22 protein-coding genes are annotated in these 24,397 nt (G+C 64.4%); 13 read left to right on the top strand and 9 right to left on the bottom strand.

The window, feature by feature from the left end; translation table 11 throughout:
- The first annotated feature begins 104 nt into the window (after window positions 1-104).
- The 5 genes from QF031_RS05905 (at window position 105) to QF031_RS05925 (ending at window position 7,546) form a co-directional block, all read left to right on the top strand.
- Entirely contained in the window at window positions 105-1,880 is a 1,776-nt protein-coding gene (locus tag QF031_RS05905) for an ABC transporter family substrate-binding protein (protein ID WP_307425332.1), read from the top strand.
- A 272-nt stretch (window positions 1,881-2,152) separates the two neighbouring features.
- Window positions 2,153-3,841 carry a peptide ABC transporter substrate-binding protein gene (locus QF031_RS05910; protein ID WP_307425334.1) on the top strand — a complete coding sequence of 563 codons (1,689 nt, stop codon included), beginning with the start codon at window positions 2,153-2,155 and terminating at the stop codon, window positions 3,839-3,841.
- A 123-nt stretch (window positions 3,842-3,964) separates the two neighbouring features.
- Window positions 3,965-4,894, top strand: coding sequence for an ABC transporter permease (locus QF031_RS05915; RefSeq protein WP_307425338.1), 930 nt, complete (start codon window positions 3,965-3,967; stop codon window positions 4,892-4,894).
- Window positions 4,884-5,828, top strand: a complete 945-nt coding sequence (locus QF031_RS05920) for an ABC transporter permease (protein WP_307425340.1) — start codon at window positions 4,884-4,886, stop codon at window positions 5,826-5,828. The genes QF031_RS05915 and QF031_RS05920 overlap by 11 nt, the downstream gene beginning before the upstream one ends.
- A gap of 11 nt (window positions 5,829-5,839) precedes the next feature.
- Window positions 5,840-7,546, top strand: coding sequence for a dipeptide ABC transporter ATP-binding protein (locus tag QF031_RS05925; protein ID WP_307425343.1), 1,707 nt, complete (start codon window positions 5,840-5,842; stop codon window positions 7,544-7,546).
- Between the two features lie 62 nt (window positions 7,547-7,608).
- Here QF031_RS05925 and QF031_RS05930 read toward each other — a convergent pair whose 3' ends face one another.
- Entirely contained in the window at window positions 7,609-8,544 is a 936-nt protein-coding gene (locus QF031_RS05930; RefSeq protein ID WP_307425346.1) for an SGNH/GDSL hydrolase family protein, read from the bottom strand.
- Between the two features lie 231 nt (window positions 8,545-8,775).
- On the opposite strand from QF031_RS05930, the gene typA reads away from it, so the two are divergent.
- Entirely contained in the window at window positions 8,776-10,704 is a 1,929-nt protein-coding gene (typA, locus tag QF031_RS05935; RefSeq protein WP_307425349.1) for a translational GTPase TypA, read from the top strand.
- 201 nt (window positions 10,705-10,905) lie between these two features.
- A complete protein-coding gene (locus tag QF031_RS05940) occupies window positions 10,906-11,715 on the top strand; it encodes a type IV toxin-antitoxin system AbiEi family antitoxin domain-containing protein (RefSeq protein WP_307425354.1) in 810 nt (269 codons plus the stop codon).
- A gap of 49 nt (window positions 11,716-11,764) precedes the next feature.
- Here QF031_RS05940 and QF031_RS05945 read toward each other — a convergent pair whose 3' ends face one another.
- Window positions 11,765-12,007, bottom strand: a complete 243-nt coding sequence (locus tag QF031_RS05945) for a putative acetyltransferase (protein WP_307425358.1) — start codon at window positions 12,005-12,007, stop codon at window positions 11,765-11,767.
- 137 nt (window positions 12,008-12,144) lie between these two features.
- On the opposite strand from QF031_RS05945, the gene fdxA reads away from it, so the two are divergent.
- The 3 genes from fdxA to QF031_RS05960 all read left to right on the top strand — a co-directional run bounded on the left by fdxA (window position 12,145) and on the right by QF031_RS05960 (window position 15,159).
- Complete coding sequence (gene fdxA, locus QF031_RS05950) at window positions 12,145-12,471, top strand: ferredoxin (protein ID WP_013601705.1); 327 nt, start codon at window positions 12,145-12,147, stop codon at window positions 12,469-12,471.
- A 14-nt stretch (window positions 12,472-12,485) separates the two neighbouring features.
- Entirely contained in the window at window positions 12,486-13,637 is a 1,152-nt protein-coding gene (gene dapC / locus QF031_RS05955; protein ID WP_307425361.1) for a succinyldiaminopimelate transaminase, read from the top strand.
- Window positions 13,638-13,872: 235 nt separating this feature from the next.
- Complete coding sequence (locus QF031_RS05960) at window positions 13,873-15,159, top strand: citrate synthase (protein WP_056334606.1); 1,287 nt, start codon at window positions 13,873-13,875, stop codon at window positions 15,157-15,159.
- Between the two features lie 141 nt (window positions 15,160-15,300).
- Here QF031_RS05960 and galE read toward each other — a convergent pair whose 3' ends face one another.
- Window positions 15,301-16,314: a UDP-glucose 4-epimerase GalE gene (galE, locus tag QF031_RS05965; protein WP_307425364.1), complete on the bottom strand. Its 1,014-nt coding sequence runs from the start codon at window positions 16,312-16,314 to the stop codon at window positions 15,301-15,303.
- 99 nt (window positions 16,315-16,413) lie between these two features.
- Here galE and QF031_RS05970 point away from each other — a divergent pair, with 99 nt between their 5' ends.
- On the top strand, window positions 16,414-17,022 hold the full coding sequence (locus QF031_RS05970; protein ID WP_307433167.1) for a TetR/AcrR family transcriptional regulator: 609 nt from the start codon (window positions 16,414-16,416) through the stop codon (window positions 17,020-17,022).
- 135 nt (window positions 17,023-17,157) lie between these two features.
- Window positions 17,158-17,769 carry a hypothetical protein gene (locus tag QF031_RS05975; protein WP_307425367.1) on the top strand — a complete coding sequence of 204 codons (612 nt, stop codon included), beginning with the start codon at window positions 17,158-17,160 and terminating at the stop codon, window positions 17,767-17,769.
- Window positions 17,770-17,799: 30 nt separating this feature from the next.
- Here QF031_RS05975 and QF031_RS05980 read toward each other — a convergent pair whose 3' ends face one another.
- Both QF031_RS05980 and dapD read right to left on the bottom strand, forming a co-directional pair.
- Window positions 17,800-18,657 (bottom strand): hypothetical protein, encoded by an 858-nt coding sequence (locus QF031_RS05980; protein ID WP_442439606.1) that lies wholly within the window; start codon window positions 18,655-18,657, stop codon window positions 17,800-17,802.
- 22 nt (window positions 18,658-18,679) lie between these two features.
- Window positions 18,680-19,708: a 2,3,4,5-tetrahydropyridine-2,6-dicarboxylate N-succinyltransferase gene (gene dapD / locus QF031_RS05985; RefSeq protein ID WP_307425371.1), complete on the bottom strand. Its 1,029-nt coding sequence runs from the start codon at window positions 19,706-19,708 to the stop codon at window positions 18,680-18,682.
- A gap of 51 nt (window positions 19,709-19,759) precedes the next feature.
- Between dapD and dapE the strand changes: the two genes are divergently transcribed.
- Window positions 19,760-20,896: a succinyl-diaminopimelate desuccinylase gene (dapE, locus tag QF031_RS05990; RefSeq protein ID WP_307425374.1), complete on the top strand. Its 1,137-nt coding sequence runs from the start codon at window positions 19,760-19,762 to the stop codon at window positions 20,894-20,896.
- Between the two features lie 68 nt (window positions 20,897-20,964).
- Here the strand turns inward: dapE and QF031_RS05995 are convergent, their stop codons facing one another.
- The 4 genes from QF031_RS05995 to QF031_RS06010 all read right to left on the bottom strand — a co-directional run bounded on the left by QF031_RS05995 (window position 20,965) and on the right by QF031_RS06010 (window position 24,295).
- Entirely contained in the window at window positions 20,965-21,849 is an 885-nt protein-coding gene (locus QF031_RS05995) for an amino acid ABC transporter permease (RefSeq protein WP_307425377.1), read from the bottom strand.
- Window positions 21,846-22,496, bottom strand: a complete 651-nt coding sequence (locus tag QF031_RS06000; protein WP_142117084.1) for an amino acid ABC transporter permease — start codon at window positions 22,494-22,496, stop codon at window positions 21,846-21,848. The genes QF031_RS05995 and QF031_RS06000 overlap by 4 nt, the downstream gene beginning before the upstream one ends.
- Window positions 22,497-22,580: 84 nt before the next feature.
- A complete protein-coding gene (locus tag QF031_RS06005) occupies window positions 22,581-23,468 on the bottom strand; it encodes a glutamate ABC transporter substrate-binding protein (protein ID WP_307425382.1) in 888 nt (295 codons plus the stop codon).
- A 71-nt stretch (window positions 23,469-23,539) separates the two neighbouring features.
- The gene (locus QF031_RS06010; protein ID WP_214946026.1) at window positions 23,540-24,295 is read right to left on the bottom strand and encodes an amino acid ABC transporter ATP-binding protein; all 756 of its coding nucleotides are present in this window, start codon (window positions 24,293-24,295) and stop codon (window positions 23,540-23,542) included.
- Window positions 24,296-24,397 lie beyond the last annotated feature (102 nt).

Consider the following 24,397-nt stretch of genomic DNA (forward strand, 5'->3'; position numbering starts at 1 on the left):
CCCGCGTCAACTTCTGGCAGGCCGACCGCTTATCCTGAATTGGTAGGGCGCAATCGCGGCGACCCGGGTCTCCCCAGAGAGGCAAGACATTACAAGGAGGCGGCATGCCGGTACGGCGTCTGATGCAGTTGCTCGTCGCCGCGTTGGCGGCTGCCCTGGTTCTCTCGGGCTGCACGAGCGGCAGCGCCCCGACTGTGGTGGTGGGGGAGGCAAAGCGTGGCGGCAGCGTCACCGTGGCCGAGGTCAACGCCTTTTCCTCGTTCAACCCCTTCAGCGCGAACGGCAACACCGACATCAATTCGAAGATCGGTGCCATCACGCACTCCGGCTTCTTCTACCTCGACGACGGTTCCAAGGTTGTCCGCAACGACAAGTTTGGACACTTTGAAAAGGTCTCCGACCAGCCGCTCAAGGTGAAGTACACGGTCAGCGAGGGAGTCAAGTGGTCAGACGGGGCGCCCATCGGTGCAGCCGACCTCCTGTTGAGCTGGGCCGCCGGTTCCGGCTACTACGACGACGTCGATCCCGCTGGCGGCAAGGGGACCAGGTACTTCTCGGTTGCCTCCGACACCACCGGGCTCGCCGGTTCCCTCTTTCCAGAAATCGGGGCTGACGGCCGTTCCATCACCATTGAGTACGCCGCACCGTACGCTGACTGGGAGGTAGCGTTCGACGTCGGCCTCCCGGCCCACGTCGTTGCTGCAAAGAGCGGACTCAATGATGAGGAAGACCTGGTGGCGCTGCTCAAGGAAACGCCCCGCGGTAACCCTGGGAAGCCGGCGTCGAACCCCGCCCTCAAGAAAGTCAGCGACTTCTGGAACACCGGGTTCAATACAAAATCCATTCCGGACGATCCGGCCCTCTACCTGTCCAGCGGACCCTACATCGTCCGCGACATCGTCCCGGAAGTCTCGATGAAACTGGTCCGCAACCGGGACTACGTGTGGGGTGCGGAACCTTGGCTGGACGAGATCAATGTCAGGTTCACCGGGGCAGTGCCAGCGGCGGTGGATGCCCTGCGCAATGGCCAGGCGGACATCATCTCGCCGCAGCCCTCTGCCGCCACGGACGATCTCCTCACCGGCCTGTCCAGCCAGGGCATCACCGTCGAACGGTACAAACAATCCGGCTACGACCACCTGGACCTCAGCTTTTCCGGGCCGTTTGCCGACAAGGACGTCAGGGAAGCCTTTCTGAAAACAGTGCCGCGGCAGGCCATCATGGACGCCGTGGTGGGAACCCAGGTGACGGACAGCACGCCGCTGGATTCGCAGGTGTTCCTGCCAGGACAGCCAAAGTACGAAGACACCGTTAAGAAAAACGGGTCTTCCGAGTACGCCAAGGTGGACATTGATGGGGCAAAGAAGCTCCTGAAGGATGCTGCCCCCAGCGTCCTGATTCTCTACAACCGCGACAACCCCAACAGGGCCAAGGCCTTCGCCCTGATCCGCGACTCGGCCGGACTGGCCGGGTTCCGCGTGGTGGACGGCGGGCAGGGAAATGCCGACTGGGCCGCCGCCCTAAGCCGGGGAGGCTATGACGCCGCCTTGTCCGGATGGATCGGGACAGAAGCGGGCGTCAGCCGCGTGCCGCAGATCTTCCGCACCGGCGCTGGCAGCAACTTCACCGGATATTCCGACGGCGACGCGGACAAGGTCATGGAGCAACTGGCCGTGACCACGGACCTGGGCAAACAGGATGAACTCCTCGCCGAAATCGATAAGCACATCTGGGAGGACGCTTACGGCCTCCCGCTCTACCAAACACTCGGGACTACTGCCTTCAACTCGCGTGTCGCCGGCATTAAGACCAGCCCAGGCCCCCTTGGCATCTGGTGGAACGTCTGGGAGTGGCGTCTGTCCAACCCTGTCGCCGGGTGACTCAGGGGTCTTTCGCCCCTTGCGGAGCCTGAACTTCCCGGATTCGCCGTACGGCTTACCGGCGAGTAGCATGTGACGAGCCTAACTACCCTCCCCTGTCCAGGGCCTTGCACTGCCCCGGTCACGGTTTGGCAACGGAGTACCAATATCTGGACTTCGTGCGGCTAGGCTAACCCATATTGTGTAGGTCTCATCACAGCGCTGTGCTGCGTGCGTCCTGCGGGGAAGCACAAGATTCCCCAATATTTCTCCCACAACTCATAGGAGGCGGAATGCGTTTTACGCGCACTTCCAAAGCACTGGGCATCGTGGCAGTCGCCGCGCTTGCCCTGACCGGGTGCGGCGCCGGCGGCGGCGGCAGCACCGACGGGTCCAGCAATGCAGCTGGGGACCCGAATAAGGTCATCACCGCCTACAGCAACGAACCACAAAACCCGTTGCTGCCGGCTAATACAGGAGAGGTCTACGGCGGGCGTGTTGTTAACCTGCTCTTCGAGGGTCTGCGCACGTACGATGCCAACGGCAAAGCGGTTAACTCTCTGGCCGAATCCATCGAGTCGCCCGACGCCCAGAACTGGACCATCAAGGTCAAGCAGGGCCAGAAATTCACCAACGGTGAAGCCATCACGGCCAAGACCTTCGTTGACTCCTGGAACTTCGCCGCTAATTCAAAGAACCTCCAGCAGAACGGCTTCTTCTTCGAGTCCATCGAGGGCTATCCAGAAGTTTCCGCAGTGACTTCCTCAACAGGCGCGGATGGCAAGAAGACCACCACTCCTGCCCCGACCGCAGAAACGATGTCCGGGCTCAAGGCGACCGATGACTCCACCATCACGGTGAAGCTCGCCCAGCCGGAGGCCGACTGGTCACTGCGCCTTGGCTACTCCGCCTTCTATCCGATGCCTTCCGCCGCACTGGCAGATCCCAAAGCCTACGGTGAGAACCCGGTGGGCAACGGACCCTACAAGTTCCCGAAGCAGGGCTCCTGGGTCCACGACCAGTCCATCTCCCTGGTGAAGAACGCCGATTACAAAGGCAACCGCGAGGCCAAGAACGGTGGCGTGACCTTCAAGTTCTACACGGATCCGGGTCCCGCCTACACCGACCTGCAGTCCGACAACCTGGACATCACCGACGTCCTGCCGTCCAACGCATTGAAGACTTACGTCTCCGACTTCCCGGACCGGAATGCAACGAAGCCCGTTGCCACGGATTCCACGCTCAACATCCCGGGCTACAACCCGAACTTCCAGGGTGAAGCTGGCAAGCTGCGCCGCCAGGCACTGTCCTACGCCATCAACCGCGAAGAAATCGCCAAAGTGGTCTTCAACGGCACGCGCACCCCGGCCAAGGCATTCGCTCCTCCTGTCATTGACGGGTTCAAGGAAGGCCTTAAGGGCAGCGAGGTCCTGAAGTTCGACGCCGCCAAGGCCAAGGACCTGTGGACCCAGGCTGACAAAATCCAGCCGTACGACAACTCCAAGCCCCTCCAGATTGCCTCCAACACCGACGGTGGCAACAAGGAATGGATCGACGCTGTGGCCAACGGCTTCAAGAACAACCTCGGCATCCAGGCTGAAATCCAGCCCTTCGCCAAGTTCGCGGAAGTCCTCAACCTGCGTAAATCCGGGGAGCTGCCCGGCCTGACCCGCTCCGGCTGGCAGGGTGACTACCCGTCGCTGTACAACTTCCTCGGACCGGTCTGGGCTACGGGTGCTCCGTCCAACTACGAGAAGTACTCGAACCCTGAGTTCGACAAGCTGCTCAAGGAAGGGCTTGCAAGCAAGACCACGGACGAGGCAAACGCCAAGTTCAACCAGGCGCAGGAGATCCTGTTCCAGGACCTGCCCGGACTGCCGCTCTGGGATCAGGCACGCCCGATCGTATGGAGCAACAACGTCACGAAGGCCGAGACCGGCTGGAACGGCGAAATTCTCTACTACGGCATCACGGCCAAGTAGTCCCAGATCTAACTTGCCGTCAGGCTGATGGGGGTTCGGGTCATCCGGGCCCCCATTGGCCTGCAAGCGGCAGGAAGGCATTCATGAACGCGTTCTCCACCGTCCCGGAAGGCAGGTGATCCTGTGATCCGGTTCATTCTGCGCCGACTCCTTCAGGTGATCCCTGTTTTCATCGGCACTACCCTCCTGGTGTATTACATGGTGTTCGCCCTGCCCGGCGATCCTATCGCCGCGTTGTTCGGCGACCGCCAGCCCCCGCAGGCAGTCATTGACACTCTGCGCACCCAGTACAACCTGGACCAGCCGTTCTGGGTCCAGTACGGTCTGTTCCTCAAGAACCTCTTTACCTTCAACCTCGGCAACGATTTCACGGGCCAACCCATTGCGGCGAGCCTGGCCCGCGTCTTTCCGGTGACGGCAATGCTCGCCATCGAGGCGCTGGCCATCCAGGCCATCTTCGGCGTGGCCTTCGGCGTCTTCGCCGGCCTGCGGCGCGGCGGCTGGTTCGATTCCACCGTCCTGGTGGCGTCGCTGGTGGTCATCGCAGTCCCCACGTTTGTCCTGGGCTTCGTTTTCCAGCTCGTCTTCGGCGTGCAGCTCGGCTGGGCCAAACCCACGGTGGGCGCCAACGCCAACTGGGCCACCCTGCTGCTGCCTGCGGTGGTCCTGGGCCTCGTTTCCTTTGCCTATGTTCTCCGGTTGACCCGCGCGTCGGTCAGCGAAAACATGAACGCCGATTATGTCCGGACCGCCACCGCCAAGGGACTCTCCCGGCCCCGCGTGGTCCTGGCCCATATCCTGCGCAACTCGCTGATTCCGGTGGTGACCTATCTGGGCGCCAACCTTGGCGGCCTGATGGGCGGTGCCATCGTCACAGAAGGCATTTTCAACGTTCCCGGCGTCGGCAACAAGCTCTACCAGGCAGTCCTCCGCAGTGAAGGCCCCACTATTGTCTCCATCGTCAGCGTTCTGGTGCTGGTGTTCGTGGTGGCCAACCTGCTTGTCGATCTCCTGTACGCCTGGCTTGACCCGAGGATCCGCTATGACCAGTAATAACAGCCACTTCGTGGCCCCCATCGACGAGACACCGCTGCAGGCAACGGATGCCGTCAAGACTGACCAGGCCCCGCTCAGCCTGTGGGCAGACGCCTGGCGCAAGCTCCGCCGTCGTCCGCTGTTCATCATCTCGGCACTGCTCATCCTTGCCCTGATCGTTATTGCGCTCTTCCCCGGGCTTTTCACGTCCACGCCGCCCAACGCAGGCTGCGAGCTATCCAACTCAGAGGGCGGCCCCACCGCCGGACACCCGTTCGGCTTCACCTTCCAGGGCTGCGACGTGTACTCCAGGGTCATCCACGGCACCCAGGCCTCGTTGTCCGTGGGCCTGCTCTCGGTGCTCTGCGTCCTGGTCATTGGCGTGACCCTCGGTGCCCTCGCCGGCTACTACGGCGGCTGGATCGACGCCGTCCTGGCCCGCCTGGGCGACATCTTCTTCGCCTTGCCGCTCATCCTTGGCGCGCTGGTGATCACGCAGCTCCCGCTGTTCCGGGAAAACAAGAGCGTCTGGACCGTGGTGTTCGTCATCTCGCTCCTGGCGTGGCCGCAAATGGCCCGCATCACCCGTGGCGCCGTGATTGAGGTTCGCAACGCGGACTTCGTCACAGCTGCACGCGCCCTCGGCGTCTCCAAATTCGGCGCGCTGATCCGACACGTCCTCCCCAACGCGCTCGCTCCGATCATTGTGCTGGCAACGCTGGAGCTTGGCGTGTTCATCGTGGCCGAAGCCACCCTGTCCTTCCTGGGCATCGGTTTGCCCCAGAGCATCATGTCGTGGGGCAACGACATTGCGGGCGCGCAGGCATCGATCAGGACCCGGCCGGAAATCATGCTTTACCCGGCCGCGGCGCTGTCCATCACGGTGTTGAGCTTCATCATGCTGGGCGACGCCGTACGTGACGCCCTCGACCCGAAGAGCCGTCAGCGATGAGAGATAAAGAGATGACAAGTCCAGACGTCCGCATTGATGAGGCCGGTGCCACCGGCGTCAGGCCGCTGCTCGAAATCCGCGACCTCGCCATTACCTTCAAGACCGGCGGCGGTGAGGTCCAGGCGGTGCGGAATGCGCACCTGACCATCATGCCCGGTGAGACGGTGGCCATCGTGGGGGAGTCCGGCTCCGGCAAGTCCACCACAGCCCTGGCCGCCATCGGCCTCCTGCCCAACAACGGCAGGGTGTCCGGCGGGCAGATCCTGCTCGACGGCGAGGACATCGCCCACGCCACGGAGCAGCGCATGATCGAACTGCGTGGCAACACCATCGGCATGGTTCCGCAGGACCCGATGTCCAACCTGAACCCCGTGTGGAAGATCGGCTACCAGGTCCGCGAGACATTGCGGGCCAACGGCAGGCCCAGCGGGCCGGACGATATCGCCACGGTGCTGTCCCAGGCGGGACTGCCGGACGCCAAACGCCGGGCCAACCAGTACCCGCACGAGTTCTCGGGCGGCATGCGCCAGCGCGCGCTGATCGCCATCGGCCTCTCCTGCCAGCCGCGCCTGCTGATTGCTGATGAGCCAACGTCGGCCCTCGACGTCACGGTCCAGCGGCAGATCCTGGACCACCTGGAAACCATGACCAACGAGCTGGGCACCTCGGTGCTGTTGATCACCCACGACCTGGGCCTGGCAGCCGAGCGTGCAGACAAAGTGGTGGTCATGTACCAGGGGCGGGTGGTTGAAGCGGGTCCCTCGCTGGAACTGCTCCGTGATCCTCAGCACCCGTACACCAAGCGGCTCGTTGAGTCAGCGCCGTCCCTGGCGAGCCGGCGCATCCAGGCTGCCAGGGAGCAGGGCCTGGCAACCACGGACCTCCTGGCGCCGGCTGCCGAGAGAGCCAAATCGGATACCTTCCTGCAGATCCAGGACCTGCGCAAGGTCTACAAGCTCCGCCAGGGGCTGGGCAAGACGACGGACTTCGCAGCGGTTGACGGCGTGAGCTTCGACGTCAAGCGGGGAACCACGACGGCGATCGTGGGGGAGTCGGGTTCCGGCAAGTCCACGGTGGCCAAGATGGTGCTCCAGCTGGAAAAGCCGACGGAGGGCAGGATCCTGTTCGACGGCGTGGACACTTCCGCACTGAAGCCCGCCGAACTGTTCAAGTTCCGCAGGCGCGTCCAGCCGATCTTCCAGGACCCGTACGGCTCCCTCGATCCGATGTACAACATCTACCGCACGATTGAGGAACCGCTGCGGGTGCACAAAATCGGGGACCAGGCCAGCCGGGAGAAGAAGGTCAGGACACTGCTGGACCAGGTGGCGCTGCCCCAGTCCGCCATGCAGCGGTACCCGAACGAGTTGTCCGGCGGGCAGCGTCAGCGTGTTGCCATTGCGCGTGCACTGGCACTCGACCCCGAGGTCATTATCTGTGACGAGGCAGTTTCCGCGCTGGACGTGCTGGTGCAGGCCCAGGTGCTGAACCTGCTGGCCGACCTGCAGGCCAACCTCGGCCTGACCTACCTGTTCATCACGCACGACCTTGCCGTGGTGCGGCAGATTGCGGACCACGTTTGCGTGATGGAGAAGGGCCGACTGGTGGAGACCGGTTCAACCGACGAGGTCTTCGAATCGCCCAAGCAGGAGTACACCAACGCGCTGCTCAACGCGATCCCGGGTGCGAAGCTGATGCTTCCGCCCGAGGTGGCATAGCCGGTGGCGTAGCGGAAAGTCTTCCTGTTGACGGCTGGAGCCGGGACCTTCGGGTCCCGGCTTCAGCCGTTTGTGCCGTTCGCTCCCGTATATGCCAGCGCCCGAGCGGCGCCGGGGGCGGCCGGAACCCCGAGTTCACGCATGCGGCGCTCCAGAACCACGCCAAGCTGCTTGCGGCCTTCGGCATCCATGTGTACTGCATCGGCAAGGTGCTCGGTGAGGTTGTACTTGGTCAGCCAGTCGCCCGCGCTCACGAACGTGAGTTGCTGCCGGGCTGCAATGCCCGCCAGCAGTGCGTCCACCTGGGTGCGCCGCCCGCCGCCGTTCTGGGCCCCGCGCGCAAGGGTTCCCACCAGGACGATTCGGGTGCCGGGGTACCTGTCTTTCAGCGCGTCGATGAGCCGGTTGGCGTTGGCGCTGATCTGCGCGTCGGAGGCACCGCGGGCAGCGTCGTTGCCGCCCCCTTCAATCACGATCAAGCCGGGTGCACCGGCTGGCATCAGCCAATCGCCGCGTTCCAGGGCGTCGGCGTAGTTGCCCACCTTCCCGTTCGCGGCGGTGAACCCGGTGCCGCCGTAGCCGCAGAAGTGGACGCCGTAGCCCAGGCCTGCCAGTGCCCTGCGCGGCCAGCTGTCGTCCGGCACGGACTGGGAGTCGCCGATCAGGACCGCGGTGCTTCTGGCGTTCGCCACCACCACCTCATTGCGTCCAAAGACCGGGTTGCGGTAGATCTCACCCGGGAACAGCGCGGGGCGGGTGAGCACCGTTGAGAGGTCGACACCTGAGGCGTATGGCGTTGCATTCGGCTGGCCGACGGCGTTGGCCCTGAGCAAAGCGGACGGCAGGTAGCCCTCCACATTGGAGGTCCCCCCGGTGCCGATTCCTGGCTGCTGCCCGGGGGCGGACAGGACCAGTCCCGCGGCGAGGGCCAGTACCGCGGCACGCGTCAGCACACGCGCGGGACGAGGGGACTCTTTGCGGGGGGATGGGCTGGTCATCAACAGCAATAATGGTTCATTGCCGGCCATTTATCCAGTGAGTGTGGCCTGGTACGCAGGCATGGTTCCGGCGTGCGCCGGCGGGTGGCCCAGCGAGCGGTTTTAGGCCATCACTTGCCGCAGCGTTTAGACTGGAACAAGACGCCCTGTGTTAAGGGCCAAGTCCGTCGTGCGTTCCAGTTGGAAATGTCGCGATACAACAGCTGACTCCACTGAATCGAGCCTTTACGCATGTCTGAAACCACCACCAACACCGCGGTAGCCACTGCATCGCGCAGTGATCTGCGCAACGTCGCGATTGTGGCCCACGTTGACCACGGCAAGACCACCCTGGTCGACGCCATGCTCAAGCAGACCAACTCCTTTGCCGAGCATAACCACCTCGAAGACCGGGTCATGGACTCCGGTGACCTGGAGCGCGAAAAGGGCATCACCATCCTGGCCAAGAACACCACGGTGGCCTACAACGGTCCGTCTTCCAAGGGCGAAACCATCACCATTAACGTGATCGACACCCCCGGCCACGCCGACTTCGGCGGCGAGGTTGAGCGCGGTCTGTCCATGGTCGACGGCGTCGTCCTCCTCGTCGATGCTTCTGAAGGCCCGCTGCCGCAGACCCGCTTTGTGCTGCGCAAGGCCCTCGCCGCGCACCTGCCCGTGATCCTGCTGGTCAACAAGACCGACCGCCCCGACGCGCGGATCGACGAAGTGGTGCACGAGTCCATGGACCTGCTCCTCGGCCTGGCATCCGATCTCGCGGATGAAGTTCCGGACCTGGACCTGGACAAGATCCTTAACGTCCCCGTGGTCTACGCCGCAGCCAAGGTTGGCCGCGCCTCCCTTGAGCAGCCCGCCAACGGCACTGCCCCGGAGAACGAGGACCTTGAGCCGCTGTTCCAGACCATTGTTGAGCACATCCCGGCTCCCACCTACAACCCCGAGGGTGTCCTGCAGGCGCACGTGACCAACCTGGATGCTTCGCCGTTCCTGGGCCGCCTGGCGCTGCTCCGCATCTACAACGGCACCCTCCGCAAGGGCCAGCAGGTGGCCTGGGCCCGCCAGAACGGTGAGCTGAAGACCGTCAAGATCACCGAACTGCTCGCCACCAAGGCACTGGAGCGTGTTCCGGCCGAGTCCGCCGGCCCCGGCGAGATCGTCGCCGTCGCCGGTATCGAGGAAATCACTATCGGTGAAACCCTCACGGACGTCGAGAACCCGCAGCCGCTGCCGCTGATCACCGTGGATGATCCCGCTATCTCCATGACGATCGGTATCAACACCTCCCCGCTGGCCGGCAAGGTCAAGGGCGCAAAGGTCACCGCCCGCCAGGTCAAGGACCGGCTGGACAAGGAACTGATCGGTAACGTCTCCATCAAGGTTCTCCCCACCGAGCGTCCCGACGCCTGGGAAGTACAGGGCCGTGGCGAGCTCGCGCTGGCCATCCTGGTGGAGCAGATGCGCCGCGAGGGCTTCGAACTCACCGTGGGCAAGCCGCAGGTTGTCACCAGGATCGTGGACGGCAAGGTGCACGAGCCGATGGAGCACATGACCATCGACGTGCCGGAAGAATACCTTGGCGCCGTCACCCAGCTCATGGCCGCCCGTAAGGGCCGCATGACCAACATGGCCAACCACGGCACCGGCTGGTGCCGCATGGAGTTCATCGTTCCGGCCCGTGGCCTGATCGGTTTCCGTACCCGGTTCCTCACCGACACCCGCGGCGCCGGCATCGCGGCCTCCATCTCCGAAGGCTACGAGCCCTGGGCCGGCCCCATCGAGTACCGCACCAACGGTTCGATGATCGCGGACCGCGCCGGTGTTGTGACCCCCTTCGCCATGATCAACCTGCAGGAACGCGGCTCCTTCTTCGTGAAGCCCACCTCCGAGGTCTACGAAGGCATGATCGTGGGCGAGAACTCGCGCGCCGACGACATGGACGTCAACATCACCAAGGAAAAGAAGCTCACCAACATGCGTGCCGCTTCCTCGGACACCTTCGAGAACCTGACCCCGCCGCGCGATCTCACCCTTGAAGAGTCGCTGGAATTCGCCCGCGAGGACGAGTGCGTTGAGGTGACCCCGGAAGCCATCCGCATCCGCAAGGTCATCCTGGACACCAACGAGCGCTCCAAGGCCAACCGCGCCCGCGCCAAGGCCTAGCAACTCAGCAGGTCCTCAGAATGCCACCGGTACTTACCGGTGGCGTTCTGCTTTAAGGGCTGTGCCGCGCAGTGAAGCGGAGACTTGTTGTGCAGGGGCAGTCGCTGCACAACGAGCCGGCCGTTCAAGGCGCTGCCAGGGGTTTCCACATAGCGGGTTGCTGGTCCTGCGCCCGGCTCCGTGAACCGCGAGCATGCAGTTATGGCAACTGTTCTGGAAGCCCTGGCTGCCCTGGGCGGCGTTGCCAGCACCCGTGCACTGTCAACGGCCGGAGTTTCGCGCCGGAGCCTGGAGTCAGGAGTGGCCGGGGGCTCAGTCCACAGGATTGCCCGCGGCGTCTATGCCCACCCGCAAGCAGATCCTGTACTCGTTCACGCGGGCCGCCACCACGCGGCCCTGGGCTGCGTCTCGGCTGCCCAGGCAGCTGGCCTCTGGGTGGTCAGGCGCCCCCACAGGCCGCACCTGGCCGCGCAGCATGGGCGGCCGATCCCTGGCTGCATCGTGCACCGCAGCAAGATTCCGCTGACTCACCTGGATATCGTGGTTCAAGCCCTCCGCTGCCTGCCGCCCCTCGAGGGATTGACCATTGCCGAATCCGCAGTCAAAACCGGGCTCATCCAGCTTCCGGCCCTGCGTGAGCGGTTTCCGGCTGTCCGCGAAAAGGGCATGAGGAAGCTGGTGTCACGCATCCGCCCCCAATCCGGGTCCATCATCGAAACGATGGCGCGGTACCTTTTGGAGGAGGCAGGGTTGACGGTGGAACTGCAGGTCAGCATCCCCGGTATGGGGCATCTGGATCTTCTCGTGGATGGCCTGCTTGGTATTGAAACCGACGGCTACGCCCACCACAGCAGCCGGGAGGCATACCGGGAAGACCGGCGGCGGTGGAATGTCACCGTTGTCCGCGGTGTTCCAACACTGCGGGTGACGTTCGAAATGCTGCTCAACGAGCCAAGCGAGTTCGTGCGGATGGTGCAGCGGGCGCTGGCCGCGTACCGCACTGCGCAGTGACGGCGGGGGTGGATGCGCCCAAGCAGTCCCTGCGTACTGAGAACAGACTTCAGCGCGCAGCCCGGGGACGCCGCGGGGGAGCGGGCGGCACTTCCTTCGCCGCCACAACGCGCTCGAGGGGAATCACGACGTCGGCCTGCCGGGTGCGGACGGTACAGGAACCGGCGTCGCACCCGAGCAGGTGCCCCAGGGCATCCGTGAGGCCGCCTTCGATTTCGTAGCGCACCACCACCCGGGTGCCTGGCTCAACCGAGGCAAGGAAGCGCGCTGGCGCAGGTACGGGCTGACTCACCAGTTCATACTAGGACCCCCGGCTAGGTTCGCGGGAAAGGGCCGGGGGATAATAGGCTCAGATGTCAGACTCCGGCCGTACCGCCGGATGCAAGAGCCGGCGGGACGCCGGAACCCCAACGTGGAGAGGCCAGGGACGTGACGTACGTAATCGCGCAGCCGTGTGTGGATGTCAAGGACAAGGCGTGCATTGAAGAATGCCCGGTCGACTGCATCTACGAGGGCGAGCGTTCGCTGTACATCCATCCGGACGAATGCGTCGACTGTGGAGCCTGCGAACCGGTGTGCCCGGTTGAGGCGATCTACTACGAGGACGACACCCCGGAGGAGTGGGCCGACTACTACAAAGCCAACGTGGAGTTCTTCGATGACCTCGGCTCCCCGGGCGGCGCGGCCAAGATCGGCAACACCGGCAAGGACCACCCGATGATCGCTGCCCTGCCCCCGCAGAACCAAGACCACTGACGCGGACGTACACAGTGACCGCAGCAGTGAATTCTTTTGGCCTGGATCTGCCCGATTACCCATGGGAGGCCATGGCACCGTACGTGGCCAAAGCCTCCGCGCATCCCGGCGGAGCCGTCAACCTTTCGATCGGGACTCCGGTGGATCCCACGCCGCAGCTGGTGCAGGATGCCCTGAAGGCTGCGGCAAATGCCCCGGGCTATCCCACCGTCCACGGCACGCCGGCGCTGCGGGAAGCCATCGCGGGCTGGTTCGAACGCCGGCGCGGAGTGGGGGGCATGGACCCCAAAAACATCATGCCCACGGTGGGCTCCAAGGAACTCGTTGCGTGGCTCCCGCTGCTGCTGGGCCTGAAGCCCGGAGACGTCGTCGTACGGCCCAAGGTGGCTTACCCCACGTACGATATCGGCGCGACCCTCGCCGGGGTCACCTCGGTGGCAACGGACAACCTGGACGAGCTTGACGACGCCACCCGCTCCCGCGTGCGCCTCATCTGGGTCAACTCCCCGGGGAACCCCACCGGCAGCGTCCGGGACGCGGAATCGCTGAAAGCCCTGGTGGTCCAGGCCCGCGAACTGGGCGCGGTAGTGGCCTCGGACGAATGCTACGCAGAGCTTGGATGGGGTGACTGGGACGTCCAGCGCGGCGGCCAGCGCGTCCCCAGCATCCTCGATCCCCGGGTGGCAGGAGGGTCGCACCAGGGCCTGCTCGCCGTCTATTCGCTCAGCAAGCAGTCCAACCTTGCCGGCTACAGGGCTGCGTTCGTGGCCGGGGATCCGGACCTGATGCCGAACCTGGTCAACAGCCGCAAGCACGCAGGCATGATTGTGCCGTACCCCATCCAGGAAGCCATGCGGGTTGCCTTGGGCGACGACGCGCACGTGGAGGCCCAGAAGGACCTGTACCGGGGCCGGCGCGAACGCCTGGTGCCCGCGCTGCTGGACTTCGGCCTGGAGATCAAGGAATCCGACGCCGGACTGTACCTTTGGTCGACGGCAGGAGAGGGCACGTGGGACACCGTGGAGCGCCTCGCCCAGCGTGGCATCGTGGTGGGGCCGGGCGTCTTCTACGGGGACGCCGGCAACGGCTACGTCAGGGTTGCCCTCACCGGTTCTGATGAGCGCATTGATGCGGCCGTCGCGCGGCTGGCGGGGTCCGGCTCCTAAGGGTACGTAATATTCGTGTGACTCGCCCCACATACTGCGTGTTTTAGGCCGCACAGGCAGGCCCCGGATTAGTGACACCCGCCAAGGAGCGGTACTTTTTAACTGATCAATGGTGGCTTTCTACAAGAAGGCAGCCCGGGTGTTGGAACCTGTCTTCTCAGGATTCGTGCGCGGCTCACCTGATGTTGGATCAAGCTTTCGACAGAGGCCAAAGACGCCTCATGAAGGGGACTCCATGACTGAGACCAACAATGCTGCGACCCTGCTCCACGCAGGTGGCGAGCTGAAGCTCCCGCGCATCCAGGTTGTTGAAGGGAACGAAGGCTACGACGTCTCCAAGCTGCTGAAGCAGACCGGTGCCGTGACCTTTGACCCCGGCTTCATGAACACCGCAGCAACCACGTCCGCCATCACCTACATCGATGGCGATGCAGGCATCCTGCGCTACCGCGGATACCCCATCGAGCAGCTGGCGCAGCACTCCAGCTTCCTCGAGGTGTCCTACCTGCTGATCTACGGCAACCTGCCCACGCCCACCGAGCTGGACGAGTTCGACCAGAAGATCCGCCGCCACACCCTGCTGCACGAAGAGCTCAAGGGCTTCTTCGGTGGCTTCCCCCGTGACGCGCACCCCATGCCGGTGCTGTCCTCGGCCGTGTCCGCGCTGTCCACCTTCTACCAGGACTCGCTGGACCCGTTCAACGCCGAGCAGGTGGAGGTTTCCACCATCCGCCTGATGGCCAAGCTGCCGGTCATCGCCGCGTACGCGCACAAGAAGTCCATCGGCCAGCCCATGCTGTACCCGGACAACTCCATGAACCTGGTGGAGAACTTCCTGCGCCTGAGCTTCGGCCTGCCCGCCGAGCAGTACGAGCTGGACCCGGTGATCGTCAAGGCCCTGGACCTGCTCCTGATCCTGCACGCGGACCACGAGCAGAACTGCTCCACCTCCACCGTGCGCCTGGTGGGCTCCTCCAACGCCAACCTGTTCGCCTCCGTCTCCGCCGGCATCAATGCCCTCTTCGGCCCTGCCCACGGCGGCGCCAACGAGGCAGTGCTGAAGATGCTCCGCCAGATTCAGGCCGAGGGCCTCAAGCCCGAGGACTACATGGAGAAGGTGAAGAACAAGGAAGACGGCGTCCGCCTCATGGGCTTCGGACACCGCGTCTACAAGAACTACGATCCGCGCGCCAAGATCGTCAAGGCCACGGCCCACGAGATCCTGAGCAAGCTCGGCGGCAACGACGAACTGCTGGACATCGCCATGCGCCTGGAAGAAAAGGCGCTCAGCGACGACTACTTCATCCAGCGCAAGCTCTACCCGAATGTGGACTTCTACACCGGCCTGATCTACAAGGCCATGGGCTTCCCCGAGAAGATGTTCACCGTCCTGTTCGCCATCGGGCGCCTGCCCGGCTGGATTGCCCAGTGGCGCGAAATGATCAGCGACCCGAACACCAAGATCGGCCGCCCGCGCCAGCTGTACATCGGCGAGCCGGAGCGGGACTACCCCGCCCGCTGACCGTCCCCGGCGCAGCAGCAATGACGACGACGGCCGCCCACCTTCCAAAGGTGGGCGGCCGCTCTTGTTTAAATCGAGTGCTCCGTAAGTGTCGTTTTGGAACGTGATAACGACAAGTACGGAGCAATCGATGGGGGAGGGTCAGGAAGCGTAGCCCTGGGGGTTGTTCTTCTGCCAGCGCCAGTGGTCCTCGCACATCTGGTCCACCGTCTTGGTGGTGGACCAGCTCAGGTACGCCAAGGCTGAGGTGGCGTCCGCCCAGAACGCCGGAAGGTCTCCGGCGCGGCGCCCGGTGATCTCGTAGGGGATGGGCTTGCCGACGGCCTTCTCGAAGGAGCGCAGGACCTCCAGGACAGAGGAGCCCTTGCCGGAGCCGAGGTTCCAGCGGAAGACGCCGGTGCGGTCCGCGATGTGGTTCAGCGCTGCGACGTGTCCTTCGGCCAGGTCCACCACGTGGATGTAGTCGCGCAGGCAGGTGCCGTCCGGGGTGTCGTAGTCGCCGCCGAACACCATGAGCTTCTCCCGGCGGCCCACGGCCACCTGGGCGATGAACGGGACCAGGTTGTTGGGGATGCCCTGGGGGTCCTCGCCGATGCGGCCCGAGGGGTGCGCGCCCACCGGGTTGAAATAGCGCAGCAGTGCTATGTGCCAGCGGGAGTCGGCGGCGCCGAGGTCGGAGAGGATGTCCTCGATCTGCTCCTTGGTGCGCCCGTAGGGGTTGTTGGCGCCGATCTCCATCTTTTCCACATAGGGAATGGGGTTGTGTTCGCCGTACACGGTGGCTGACGAGCTGAAGACGATGGACCGGACGTCGTGCCTGTCCATGACGCGGATCAGGTTCAGGGTGCCCACCAGGTTGTTGTAGTAGTACTTCAGCGGCTCCTGCACTGATTCACCCACGGCCTTGAGCCCGGCGAAATGGATGACCGCGTCGATGCCTGCCCCGTCAAACACTTCTTCGACGGCGGCCTCATCCACGAGGTCGACGTGGTGGAACTCCGCGGCCTTGCCGCTGAGTTCGGCCACCCGCCGCAGCGATTCCTCACTGGAGTTGACCAGGTTGTCGATGACGACCACGTCATGGCCGGCTTCCTGCAGGGAAAGAACGGTGTGGGAACCGATGTAGCCGGTGCCCCCTGTAACCAAGATTTTCATGCCCCAACGCTATCCCACAGCAGGTAGTCCCCGCCCGCGCGTCCCGGATGGCGGGCGCATGGGTACCGTGATGGAAGCACATCTGTGCTAATAAGAATGGTGCCCAAAATAGTTGATGCCGAGGCCCGGCGGCAGGATGTAGTCCACGCGGTTCTCCGCATCATCGCCGTGGACGGACTGGAACGTGCCTCCCTGCGCGAAGTAGCGGACGAAGCCGGGCTGGCGGTTGGTTCCGTCCGCCACTACTTCGAAGGCAGCGAGGAGCTCCTGGCGTTCTCTTTCGGCACGGTGGTGGACCGCATAGTGTCCCGGCTTCAGGCCCTGCTGCCACCGGTGCAGGACGCAGCCGGGGGCAGTGGCGAACAGCGGGAAGCAGTCCTAACCCTCCTGGGCGGCATGCTTCCCCTGGACGAGGTAACAGCCGTTGAGGCGTGCGCTTGGCTGGCATTCAAGAATGCTGCGCGGATCAGGCCCTTCCTGGCCGCCGAAGCGGACCGCAGCCACCGCGAAGTCGCGGCCATCGTCGGCGCGGTGGTGGCCTCCCTGCTCCCGGACGACGAGCCGCAGGAGACGCTGGTGGTCGAGGCGGAACGGCTCCTGGCTACACTGGACGGCCTGTGCATGCATGCCCTGCTGCAACCCGGGTGGATGACGGCGCAGGTATGCCGTGACGTCCTGGAGCGGCACCTCGACGGGCTGGCCCGGTAAGCGGGCGGGCAAATCTGCAGTCCCATCCGCCGCCCAACCGGCACTACCGCGAAATGGCTGCGGGAATAGACTGATAGCCGGTACGCCGGACCGGATCATGGCGCCCGGAACGAGCAGGCCAGGAAAGGACTTCGGATGCAGCACGCAAGCGGTTCAGGGTGGCAAATCATCACGGACACGTCCGGGCCGATGATGATTGCGCTCTACGTCCGGGACACGGCCGGCCTAAATGGAGTGGGCCAGCCCATACTGTCCCACGCGTCACCCAAAGTCCGCCCTGCCGACCACACGCACCTGACCGCCGACGTGGGCGGGCTCAGCGCACTGAAGACCGAATGGGAAGCCTGGTGGGAACAACTGCTGAAGGCCTATCCCAAATCGTCGCCGGAACTATCGCCACCCGGTTTTGAAGCGTTCGGCAACTCGCCGGCGCTGCGGCGGGTACTGCAGGCGCACTTCGGTTCCGCCCTCACCTGGGCAAGGGAGCGCAGGAGCGAGTATTCGGAGTTGGAAGCTGAACGCGTGGCCACCGGAACGGCCCAGCTGCTCCTGGACATGGTGGATGACCGGCTGATGGAAGTGGGACGGGACTCACGGGACTTCAAGCTGACCATCATTGAGCTGCCACTGGATGAGCAGCGGGCCTGGTACCTGGAGCCGGACAAGATCATCATGAGCCAGGAACTGATGAGCCAGCCCGAACTGTTCCGCAGCTACGTCCAGCCGGTGCTGGAGATCCTGGTTTAGCCCCCCCCGACGGCGAGGCCGACGACGGCCTCAGCTGTCGCCGTCGGCCGTCCGTACGGTGATGCGCACCTGCCCGTCCGGGGAACCCGTTACCTGCCAGCCGTCGCCACCGGCACGCTGCCAGGTGTGTCCGGCCACCTCCACGCGGGTCACGGCGAGGTCCTTGGCGTTGGCAACGGCCCACTGCGCAACCGACCAGGCCAACGCGCCATCGGCGTCCACCACCAGCGCGGCACCGTCCACCTGGCTGTCCACGCCGCCATAGGCCTGGTCCAGTTCGGTGGCCACCGATGCTGAATTCCCGCCTGCCGTGGGGGAGCGCAGCGTGCATTGCACTCCTGCCGGCGTTTGTCCCGTCAGCCCTGAAGCGAACGCCCGTCCCATGTCCTCGTGCTGTGCATAAGCCTTGGGGTAGGCGGACCGCTGGACCTCCTGGGCCGCCTCGGTGATGTCCAGCGTCTCGTACCCGGGAATCTTCACCAGGGCGTCATAGAACGCATTGACCGCGTAGTAGGGGTCCATGATCTGCGCTTCCGTGCCCCAGCCTTGGGACGGCCGCTGCTGGAAGAGTCCGCGCGAGTCCGGTCCGGCCTGGTCGCCGTGGCCGATGTTGCGCAGCTTCGACTCCTGCATGGCCGTCGCCAAGGCGATGGTGGCAGCACGCGGGGGAAGGCCCCGCCGGACCGCCGCGGCAGTGATCAAAGCCGCGTTGGACGCCTGGTCGGGTGCCAGCTCCCCGGTCCGGTCGGCGGCTTTGGCTGTGCAGCGTTCCGAAACGAGGGTCTCGGAACGCTGCACAAAGTACACCGCCGTATAAATGCCTCCCGCTACCAGTGCGAGGGTGAGGAGCAGCACCGCCAGACGGCGCAGGCCGCGTCTGCGCGGCACAGACAGAGGTGCCATGAAGGAACTAGTTGGCGTGCAGGGCGTCGTTCAGTTCAACGGTCTGGCCCTTGCGGTGCAGCGCCTCCACCGCGCCGGTGGTGGAATTGCGGCGGAACAGCAGGTTGGGGACGCCGGAGAGCTCGGCGGCCTTGACGATCCTGGTGGTGTCCTCGCCCACCTCGTCCTTGGGCCCGGGAACACGGACGCGGGTGCCTGCCGTGACGTACAGTCCTGCCTCCACCACCGAGTCGTCGCCAATGCTGATGCCCACGCCGGAGTTCGCACCGAGCAGTACGCGCTCACCGATGGTGATCTTTTCCTTGCCACCGCCGGAGAGGGTGCCCATGATCGAGGCACCGCCGCCTACGTCGCTGCCGTCGCCCGTCACGACGCCCGCGGAAATCCGCCCCTCCACCATGGAGGTACCCAGGGTCCCGGCGTTGAAGTTCACGAAACCTTCGTGCATGACGGTGGTGCCGGCGGCCAGGTGCGCGCCCAGGCGGACCCTGTCGGCGTCGGCAATCCGCACGCCGCTGGGCACCACGTAATCCACCATGCGCGGGAACTTGTCGATGCCGTAGACGGTGACGGCGCCTCGGCGGCGCAGCCTTGCGCGCGTCAATTCAAAGCCTTCAACAGCCGCCGGCCCGAAGTTGGTCCACACGACGTTGGGCAGCTTGCCGAAGATCCCGTCCAGGTTGATGGTGTTGGGCTGGACCAGCCGGTGCGACAGCAGGTGCAGGCGCAGGTATGCGTCAGCGGTATCCGCCGGGGCCTCGTCCAGGTTGATCTGGACGAAGACCACCTTCTGCTCGGTGCCGCGGTCCTCGTCGGCGCCGTTCTCGGCGATGGCGGTCAGGGCTTCGTCGGCGTTTTCCACCGAGCGGAGGTTCTCCTCCGCCACACCGAGGGCCGGTGCCGGGAACCAGGCATCCAGGACAGTTGGTTCGCTCCCGGCGGTGGCGATGGTGGCTACGCCAAAGCCATAGGCGGAACGGTCGTCAGCGTTGGAGGTCAAGGTTTCGGGCACGGCGGAGGAAGCGGTCTCAGTCATGTGCCCCAGTCTATCGAGGGCCGGGCGGACGGTTCGAACTAGACTGGCTTCGTGACTGCTGAAACCGCCCCTGAACCTTCCGTGTCCGTCCTTGACCTTCGCCAGGACGTAGCGATGCTGACCGCGGCCCTGATGGACATCAACAGCGTGTCGGGCAACGAGACGCAGCTGGCGGACGCGGTTGAGGCTGCCCTGCTGGAGATCCCACAGCTGGCCGTGGTGCGCGACGGTGATGCCATCATCGCCCGGACGGAACTCGGCTTGGGTGAGAGGGTAATCCTTGCCGGACACCTGGACACGGTCCCGCTGCCCCAGACCGAAGGTTCCAGGGGCACCGTCCCCTCCAGCTGGGAGTCGGGGGTCCCCGGGGAGGGCATTCTGTACGGCCGCGGGGCCACGGACATGAAGGGCGGCGTGGCGGTCCAGCTGGCACTGGCTGCAGGAATGTTCGACGGCGGCGCGCAGCCCAAGCGGGACGTCACCTTTGTGTTCTACGACCATGAGGAAGTGGAGGCCGTGAAGAGCGGCCTGGGCCGCCTGGTCCGCCACCACGGAGACCTGCTGCAGGGGGACTTCGCGATCCTGCTGGAGCCTACCGACGGCACTGTGGAGGGTGGCTGCAACGGCACCAGCAGGTTTGAGGCCAGCACGTCGGGGGAGGCCGCGCACTCGGCCCGCGCATGGATGGGCAGCAATGCCATCCACGACGCTGCGCCCATCCTGGCCCGCCTGGCAGCCTACGAGCCACGGACCATCAACGTGGACGGGCTCGACTACCGGGAAAGCCTCAACGCGGTGAAGATCAACGGCGGCACCGCCGGCAACGTCATCCCGGACCGCTGCGTGGTGGAAATCAACTACCGGTTCGCCCCAGACAAGACGCCGGACCAGGCCGAAGCCCACGTAAGGGAACTGCTGGAAGGCTTTGACGTGGTGCGCACCGATGCCGCCGCGGGCGCGCGGCCCGGACTGCAGCACCCGGCTGCCGCCTCCTTCGTTGCCGCCGTGGGAGCCGAGCCCAAGCCCAAATACGGCTGGACCGACGTCGCGCGCTTCAGCGAACTGGGGATCCCGGCAGTGAACTTCGGTCCCGGCAATGCGCTCCTTGCGCATAAGGACAACGAGCACGTCCACGCCGACGCCATCCGCAAATGCCTCGCCGCGCTGCAAAGCTGGCTCGCTTCCTGAGGAGATCCACGCAAAACAAGAAAAGGGTCTGCCGCTCGCAGCGGCAGACCCTTTTGTTGGGAGAGGCGTTACTTCTGTCCCGGACCCGGGACCGTGTTCCTGGCAACGGGATCGTTCCCGGCGCCCTCCAAGCCTGTTCGTATCATTGCTGGCGCCGTGCCGCCGGCGGCCTTCTTCGAGCCCCGCCGTTCAATCCACACGGCGAGCCGTGAAACCGAAATGTTGATGGCGATGTAGATGGCCGCCGCCACAAAGAAGATGGGGAACAGGTACTGGGTGCCCAGGAAGTCCGCCATGACCTGGACGGCGCGCAGCAGCTCCCCGTACGCCACGATGTAGCCCAGTGAGGTGTCCTTCAGCAGCACCACCATCTGCGCAACGAGCGAGGGCATCATGCGGCGGATTGCCTGCGGCAGTTCGATCAGCATGCGCGACTTGTAGCTGGTCAGGCCGATGGCCAGGCCGGCTTCGCGCTGCCCCTTGGGCAGGGACTGGATACCGGCGCGGATGATTTCGGCGAAGACAGCCGCGTTGTACAGCACCAGGCCGGCCACGACGGCGACGAACGCGGAGGTGCCGAAGCCCAGGAGGATGAAGAGCATCATCAGGACCACGGGCATGCCGCGCAGGAATTCCAGGATGACCCGTATGGGCACCCGGATGGCTGCGGCGTCCGAGATGCGCAGCAGGCACAGCATCAGGCCCAGCGGGAACGCAATGACGGCCGCGAGTGCAGCAGCGGAGAGCGTGGAGCCCAGCCCGTTGCCGAGCAAGCGCCACACGTCGGCGCGGGTGAAGATCTGCCAGCGGCGGGCTTCGAAAATGCCCTGTTGGGCGAGAATCAGGACCACCCAGGCCAACAGGCCAAGAATCAGCAGGCCGCCGACGATGGAGGCAATGAGGGAAACCCGGCGTGCTTTGGGGCCGGGGACATCGTAAAGAACCGAGCTCATCGGGCAATCGCCACCTTTCGTTCCACCGTGTTGGCGAGGATTCCCAGCGGGACGGTGAGGAGCAGATAGAAGAACGCCGTGCCCAGCAGGACTGTGATGACGGCGTCACCGTTGGCGTTGGCCAGCTGGCGGCCGTAGCCGAACAGCTCCAGCACGAAGAAGGCGCCGGCCACCGAGGAGTTCTTGACCAAGGCGATCAGGATGTTGATCAGCGGCGGGATCACAGTCCGCAGCGCCTGGGGGAGGATGATGAGCGAGAGCACCTGGCTGAACTTCATGCCGATGCTGCGTGCTGCCTCGGCCTGGCCCACGGGCACGCTGTTGACACCTGAGCGGACAGCTTCGGCGATGAACGCGGCGGTGTAGGTGCTGAGGGCGATGATGGCGGCGATCTCGAACTGCTCGAACTTGACCCCGATCCGGGGGAGCACCACCGCTGCGAAGAAGAACGCGATGGTCAGCGGGGTGTTGCGGAGGACCTCCACGTACACGGTGCTGAAGCCGCGGAGCGCCGCAACCGGGGAGACGCGCGCCGCGGCCAGCAAGGTGCCAAGGATCAACGCGAAAATGCCGGAGACGACGGAGAGAAAAAGAGTGCGGAGAAAACCCTCCCAGTACAGGGGCAGGTTTTCAAAGATGACGTCCATAAGATCCTTCGGCTGTAAGCGTGGACGGATTAAAGGCTGTACCGCCGGGGCTGCAGGCAGCCCCGGCGGTGCGGCGGACGCTACTTAGTAACGGTTGATGGCCGGGAGGGTCGGCGCAGTCTTGATGACCGAACCTGCAGTGGCTTCCCATGCCTTCTTGTAGGAGCCGTCCTTTTCGAAGGATTCGAGCTGGTCGTTGATCCAGTTGCGGAATTCGGTGTCGCCCTTCTTCAGGCCGATGCCGTACGGCTCCTTGGTGAAGGTTTCATCGGAGGCGAGCTTGAAGGCGTCCGGTTCCTTGTCCACAAAGCCGGCGAGGATCACGTTGTCCGTGGTCACGGCTTCAACCTGCTTGTTGCGCAGCGGCTCAAGGCAGGCGGAGTAGGTGGCTGCCGGAACCAGTTCGGCACCGTACTTGTCCACGATGGTGGCAGCCGGGGTGGAGCCGGTGACGGAGCAAACCTTCTTGCCCTTAACGTCCTCGGGCTTCTTGATGCTGTCATTGTCCTTGTTCACCATGAGCGCCTGGCCGGCTTCGTAGTACGGGCCGGCGAAGTCCACAACCTGCTTGCGCTTGTCGCTGATGGTGTAGGTGGCGATGACCAGGTCCACCTTGCCCTGCTCGATGAAGGGCTCGCGGTTGGCCGAGACAGTCTCGGACCATTCGATCTTGTCTGCAGGGATGCCCAGCTTGGCGGCGACCAGCTTGCCGATTTCAACGTCGAAACCGACCGGCTTGCCGTCCAGGCCCACCTGGCCGAACAGCGGCTGGTCGAACTTGGTGCCGATCTTGATACTGCCGGCGGAGGAGAGTTTCTGCATGGTGGTGCCGGCAGCGAAGGACGGCTTCTCGACGGGGCTGGGGTTGCTGGACCCGCCGGAGTCGCCGCCGCCGCAGGCGCTGAGGGACAGGGCGAGGGCAGCGGTAGCCGCCACGACGAAGGACTTCCGCCGGGACATAAATGCCTTCATGACATTCCTTTCATTGGTGGCCGTGGGATCTTCGGCCTGGATGCGAACTGAAGTGTGGTGGTTCGGATGGATCAGTGCGTGAGCAGCTTGGACAGGAAGTCCTTGGCGCGGTCACTCTTCGGGTTGGTGAAGAATTCCTCCGGGGTGGCGTCTTCCACGATCTGGCCGTCCGCCATGAAGACCACGCGGTCGGCGGCCTTGCGGGCGAAGCCCATCTCGTGCGTAACCACGATCATGGTCATGCCTTCCTTTGCGAGTTGGACCATGACATCCAGGACCTCGTTGATCATTTCGGGGTCCAGGGCCGACGTGGGCTCATCGAACAGCATGACCTTCGGCTTCATTGCCAAGGCGCGGGCAATCGCGACGCGCTGCTGCTGGCCACCGGAGAGCTGGGCCGGGAGCTTGGGAGCCTGGTGGCCCACGCCCACCCGTTCAAGGAGCGCCATGGCGTCCTTTTCCGCGGCCGCCTTGGAAACGCCTTTGACCTTGATAGGCCCCAACGTCACGTTCTCAAGGATGGTTTTGTGCGCAAACAGGTTGAAGGACTGGAAAACCATTCCGACGTCGGCGCGGAGCTGTGCGAGTTCCTTGCCTTCCTCGGGGAGGACTTTCCCGTCGATGCTGATGGTTCCGCCCTCGATGGTCTCCAGGCGGTTGATGGCCCGGCACAGGGTGGACTTACCGGAGCCGGAGGGCCCGATGACCACAACAACCTCGCCCTTGCGGACCTGCAGGTTGATGTCCTTCAGAACGTGCAGCTGGCCGTAATGCTTATTTACGGCGTTCAGGGAGACGAGAGTATCGCCGGGCACATGAGTAGTCATAGGAAAGAATCTAGCGAACAACAGGAGGTTATGACGCCAATCACCCCAAGATCATGCTGATCGTGATTCAAGAGATACCTGCCGTTGGAGGTTAGCCTAGGG

Source organism: Pseudarthrobacter defluvii, assembly GCF_030816725.1.
Taxonomy (GTDB): Bacteria; Actinomycetota; Actinomycetes; order Actinomycetales; family Micrococcaceae; genus Arthrobacter; species Arthrobacter defluvii_A.

Excerpts from the sequence above, each read along its gene's own strand:
- galE (WP_307425364.1), bottom strand. The coding sequence starts at position 16,314 with ATGAAAATCTTGGTTACAGGGGGCACCGGCTACATCGGTTCCCACACC.
- QF031_RS05940 (WP_307425354.1), top strand. The coding sequence starts at position 10,906 with ATGGCAACTGTTCTGGAAGCCCTGGCTGCCCTGGGCGGCGTTGCCAGC.
- QF031_RS05910 (WP_307425334.1), top strand. The coding sequence starts at position 2,153 with ATGCGTTTTACGCGCACTTCCAAAGCACTGGGCATCGTGGCAGTCGCC.
- QF031_RS05995 (WP_307425377.1), bottom strand. The coding sequence starts at position 21,849 with ATGAGCTCGGTTCTTTACGATGTCCCCGGCCCCAAAGCACGCCGGGTT.
- QF031_RS05905 (WP_307425332.1), top strand. The coding sequence starts at position 105 with ATGCCGGTACGGCGTCTGATGCAGTTGCTCGTCGCCGCGTTGGCGGCT.
- QF031_RS05925 (WP_307425343.1), top strand. The coding sequence starts at position 5,840 with ATGACAAGTCCAGACGTCCGCATTGATGAGGCCGGTGCCACCGGCGTC.
- QF031_RS06000 (WP_142117084.1), bottom strand. The coding sequence starts at position 22,496 with ATGGACGTCATCTTTGAAAACCTGCCCCTGTACTGGGAGGGTTTTCTC.
- dapD (WP_307425371.1), bottom strand. The coding sequence starts at position 19,708 with ATGACTGAGACCGCTTCCTCCGCCGTGCCCGAAACCTTGACCTCCAAC.
- QF031_RS05930 (WP_307425346.1), bottom strand. The coding sequence starts at position 8,544 with ATGACCAGCCCATCCCCCCGCAAAGAGTCCCCTCGTCCCGCGCGTGTG.
- QF031_RS05975 (WP_307425367.1), top strand. The coding sequence starts at position 17,158 with ATGCAGCACGCAAGCGGTTCAGGGTGGCAAATCATCACGGACACGTCC.
- QF031_RS06010 (WP_214946026.1), bottom strand. The coding sequence starts at position 24,295 with ATGACTACTCATGTGCCCGGCGATACTCTCGTCTCCCTGAACGCCGTA.
- QF031_RS05960 (WP_056334606.1), top strand. The coding sequence starts at position 13,873 with ATGACTGAGACCAACAATGCTGCGACCCTGCTCCACGCAGGTGGCGAG.
- QF031_RS05920 (WP_307425340.1), top strand. The coding sequence starts at position 4,884 with ATGACCAGTAATAACAGCCACTTCGTGGCCCCCATCGACGAGACACCG.
- QF031_RS06005 (WP_307425382.1), bottom strand. The coding sequence starts at position 23,468 with ATGAAGGCATTTATGTCCCGGCGGAAGTCCTTCGTCGTGGCGGCTACC.
- typA (WP_307425349.1), top strand. The coding sequence starts at position 8,776 with ATGTCTGAAACCACCACCAACACCGCGGTAGCCACTGCATCGCGCAGT.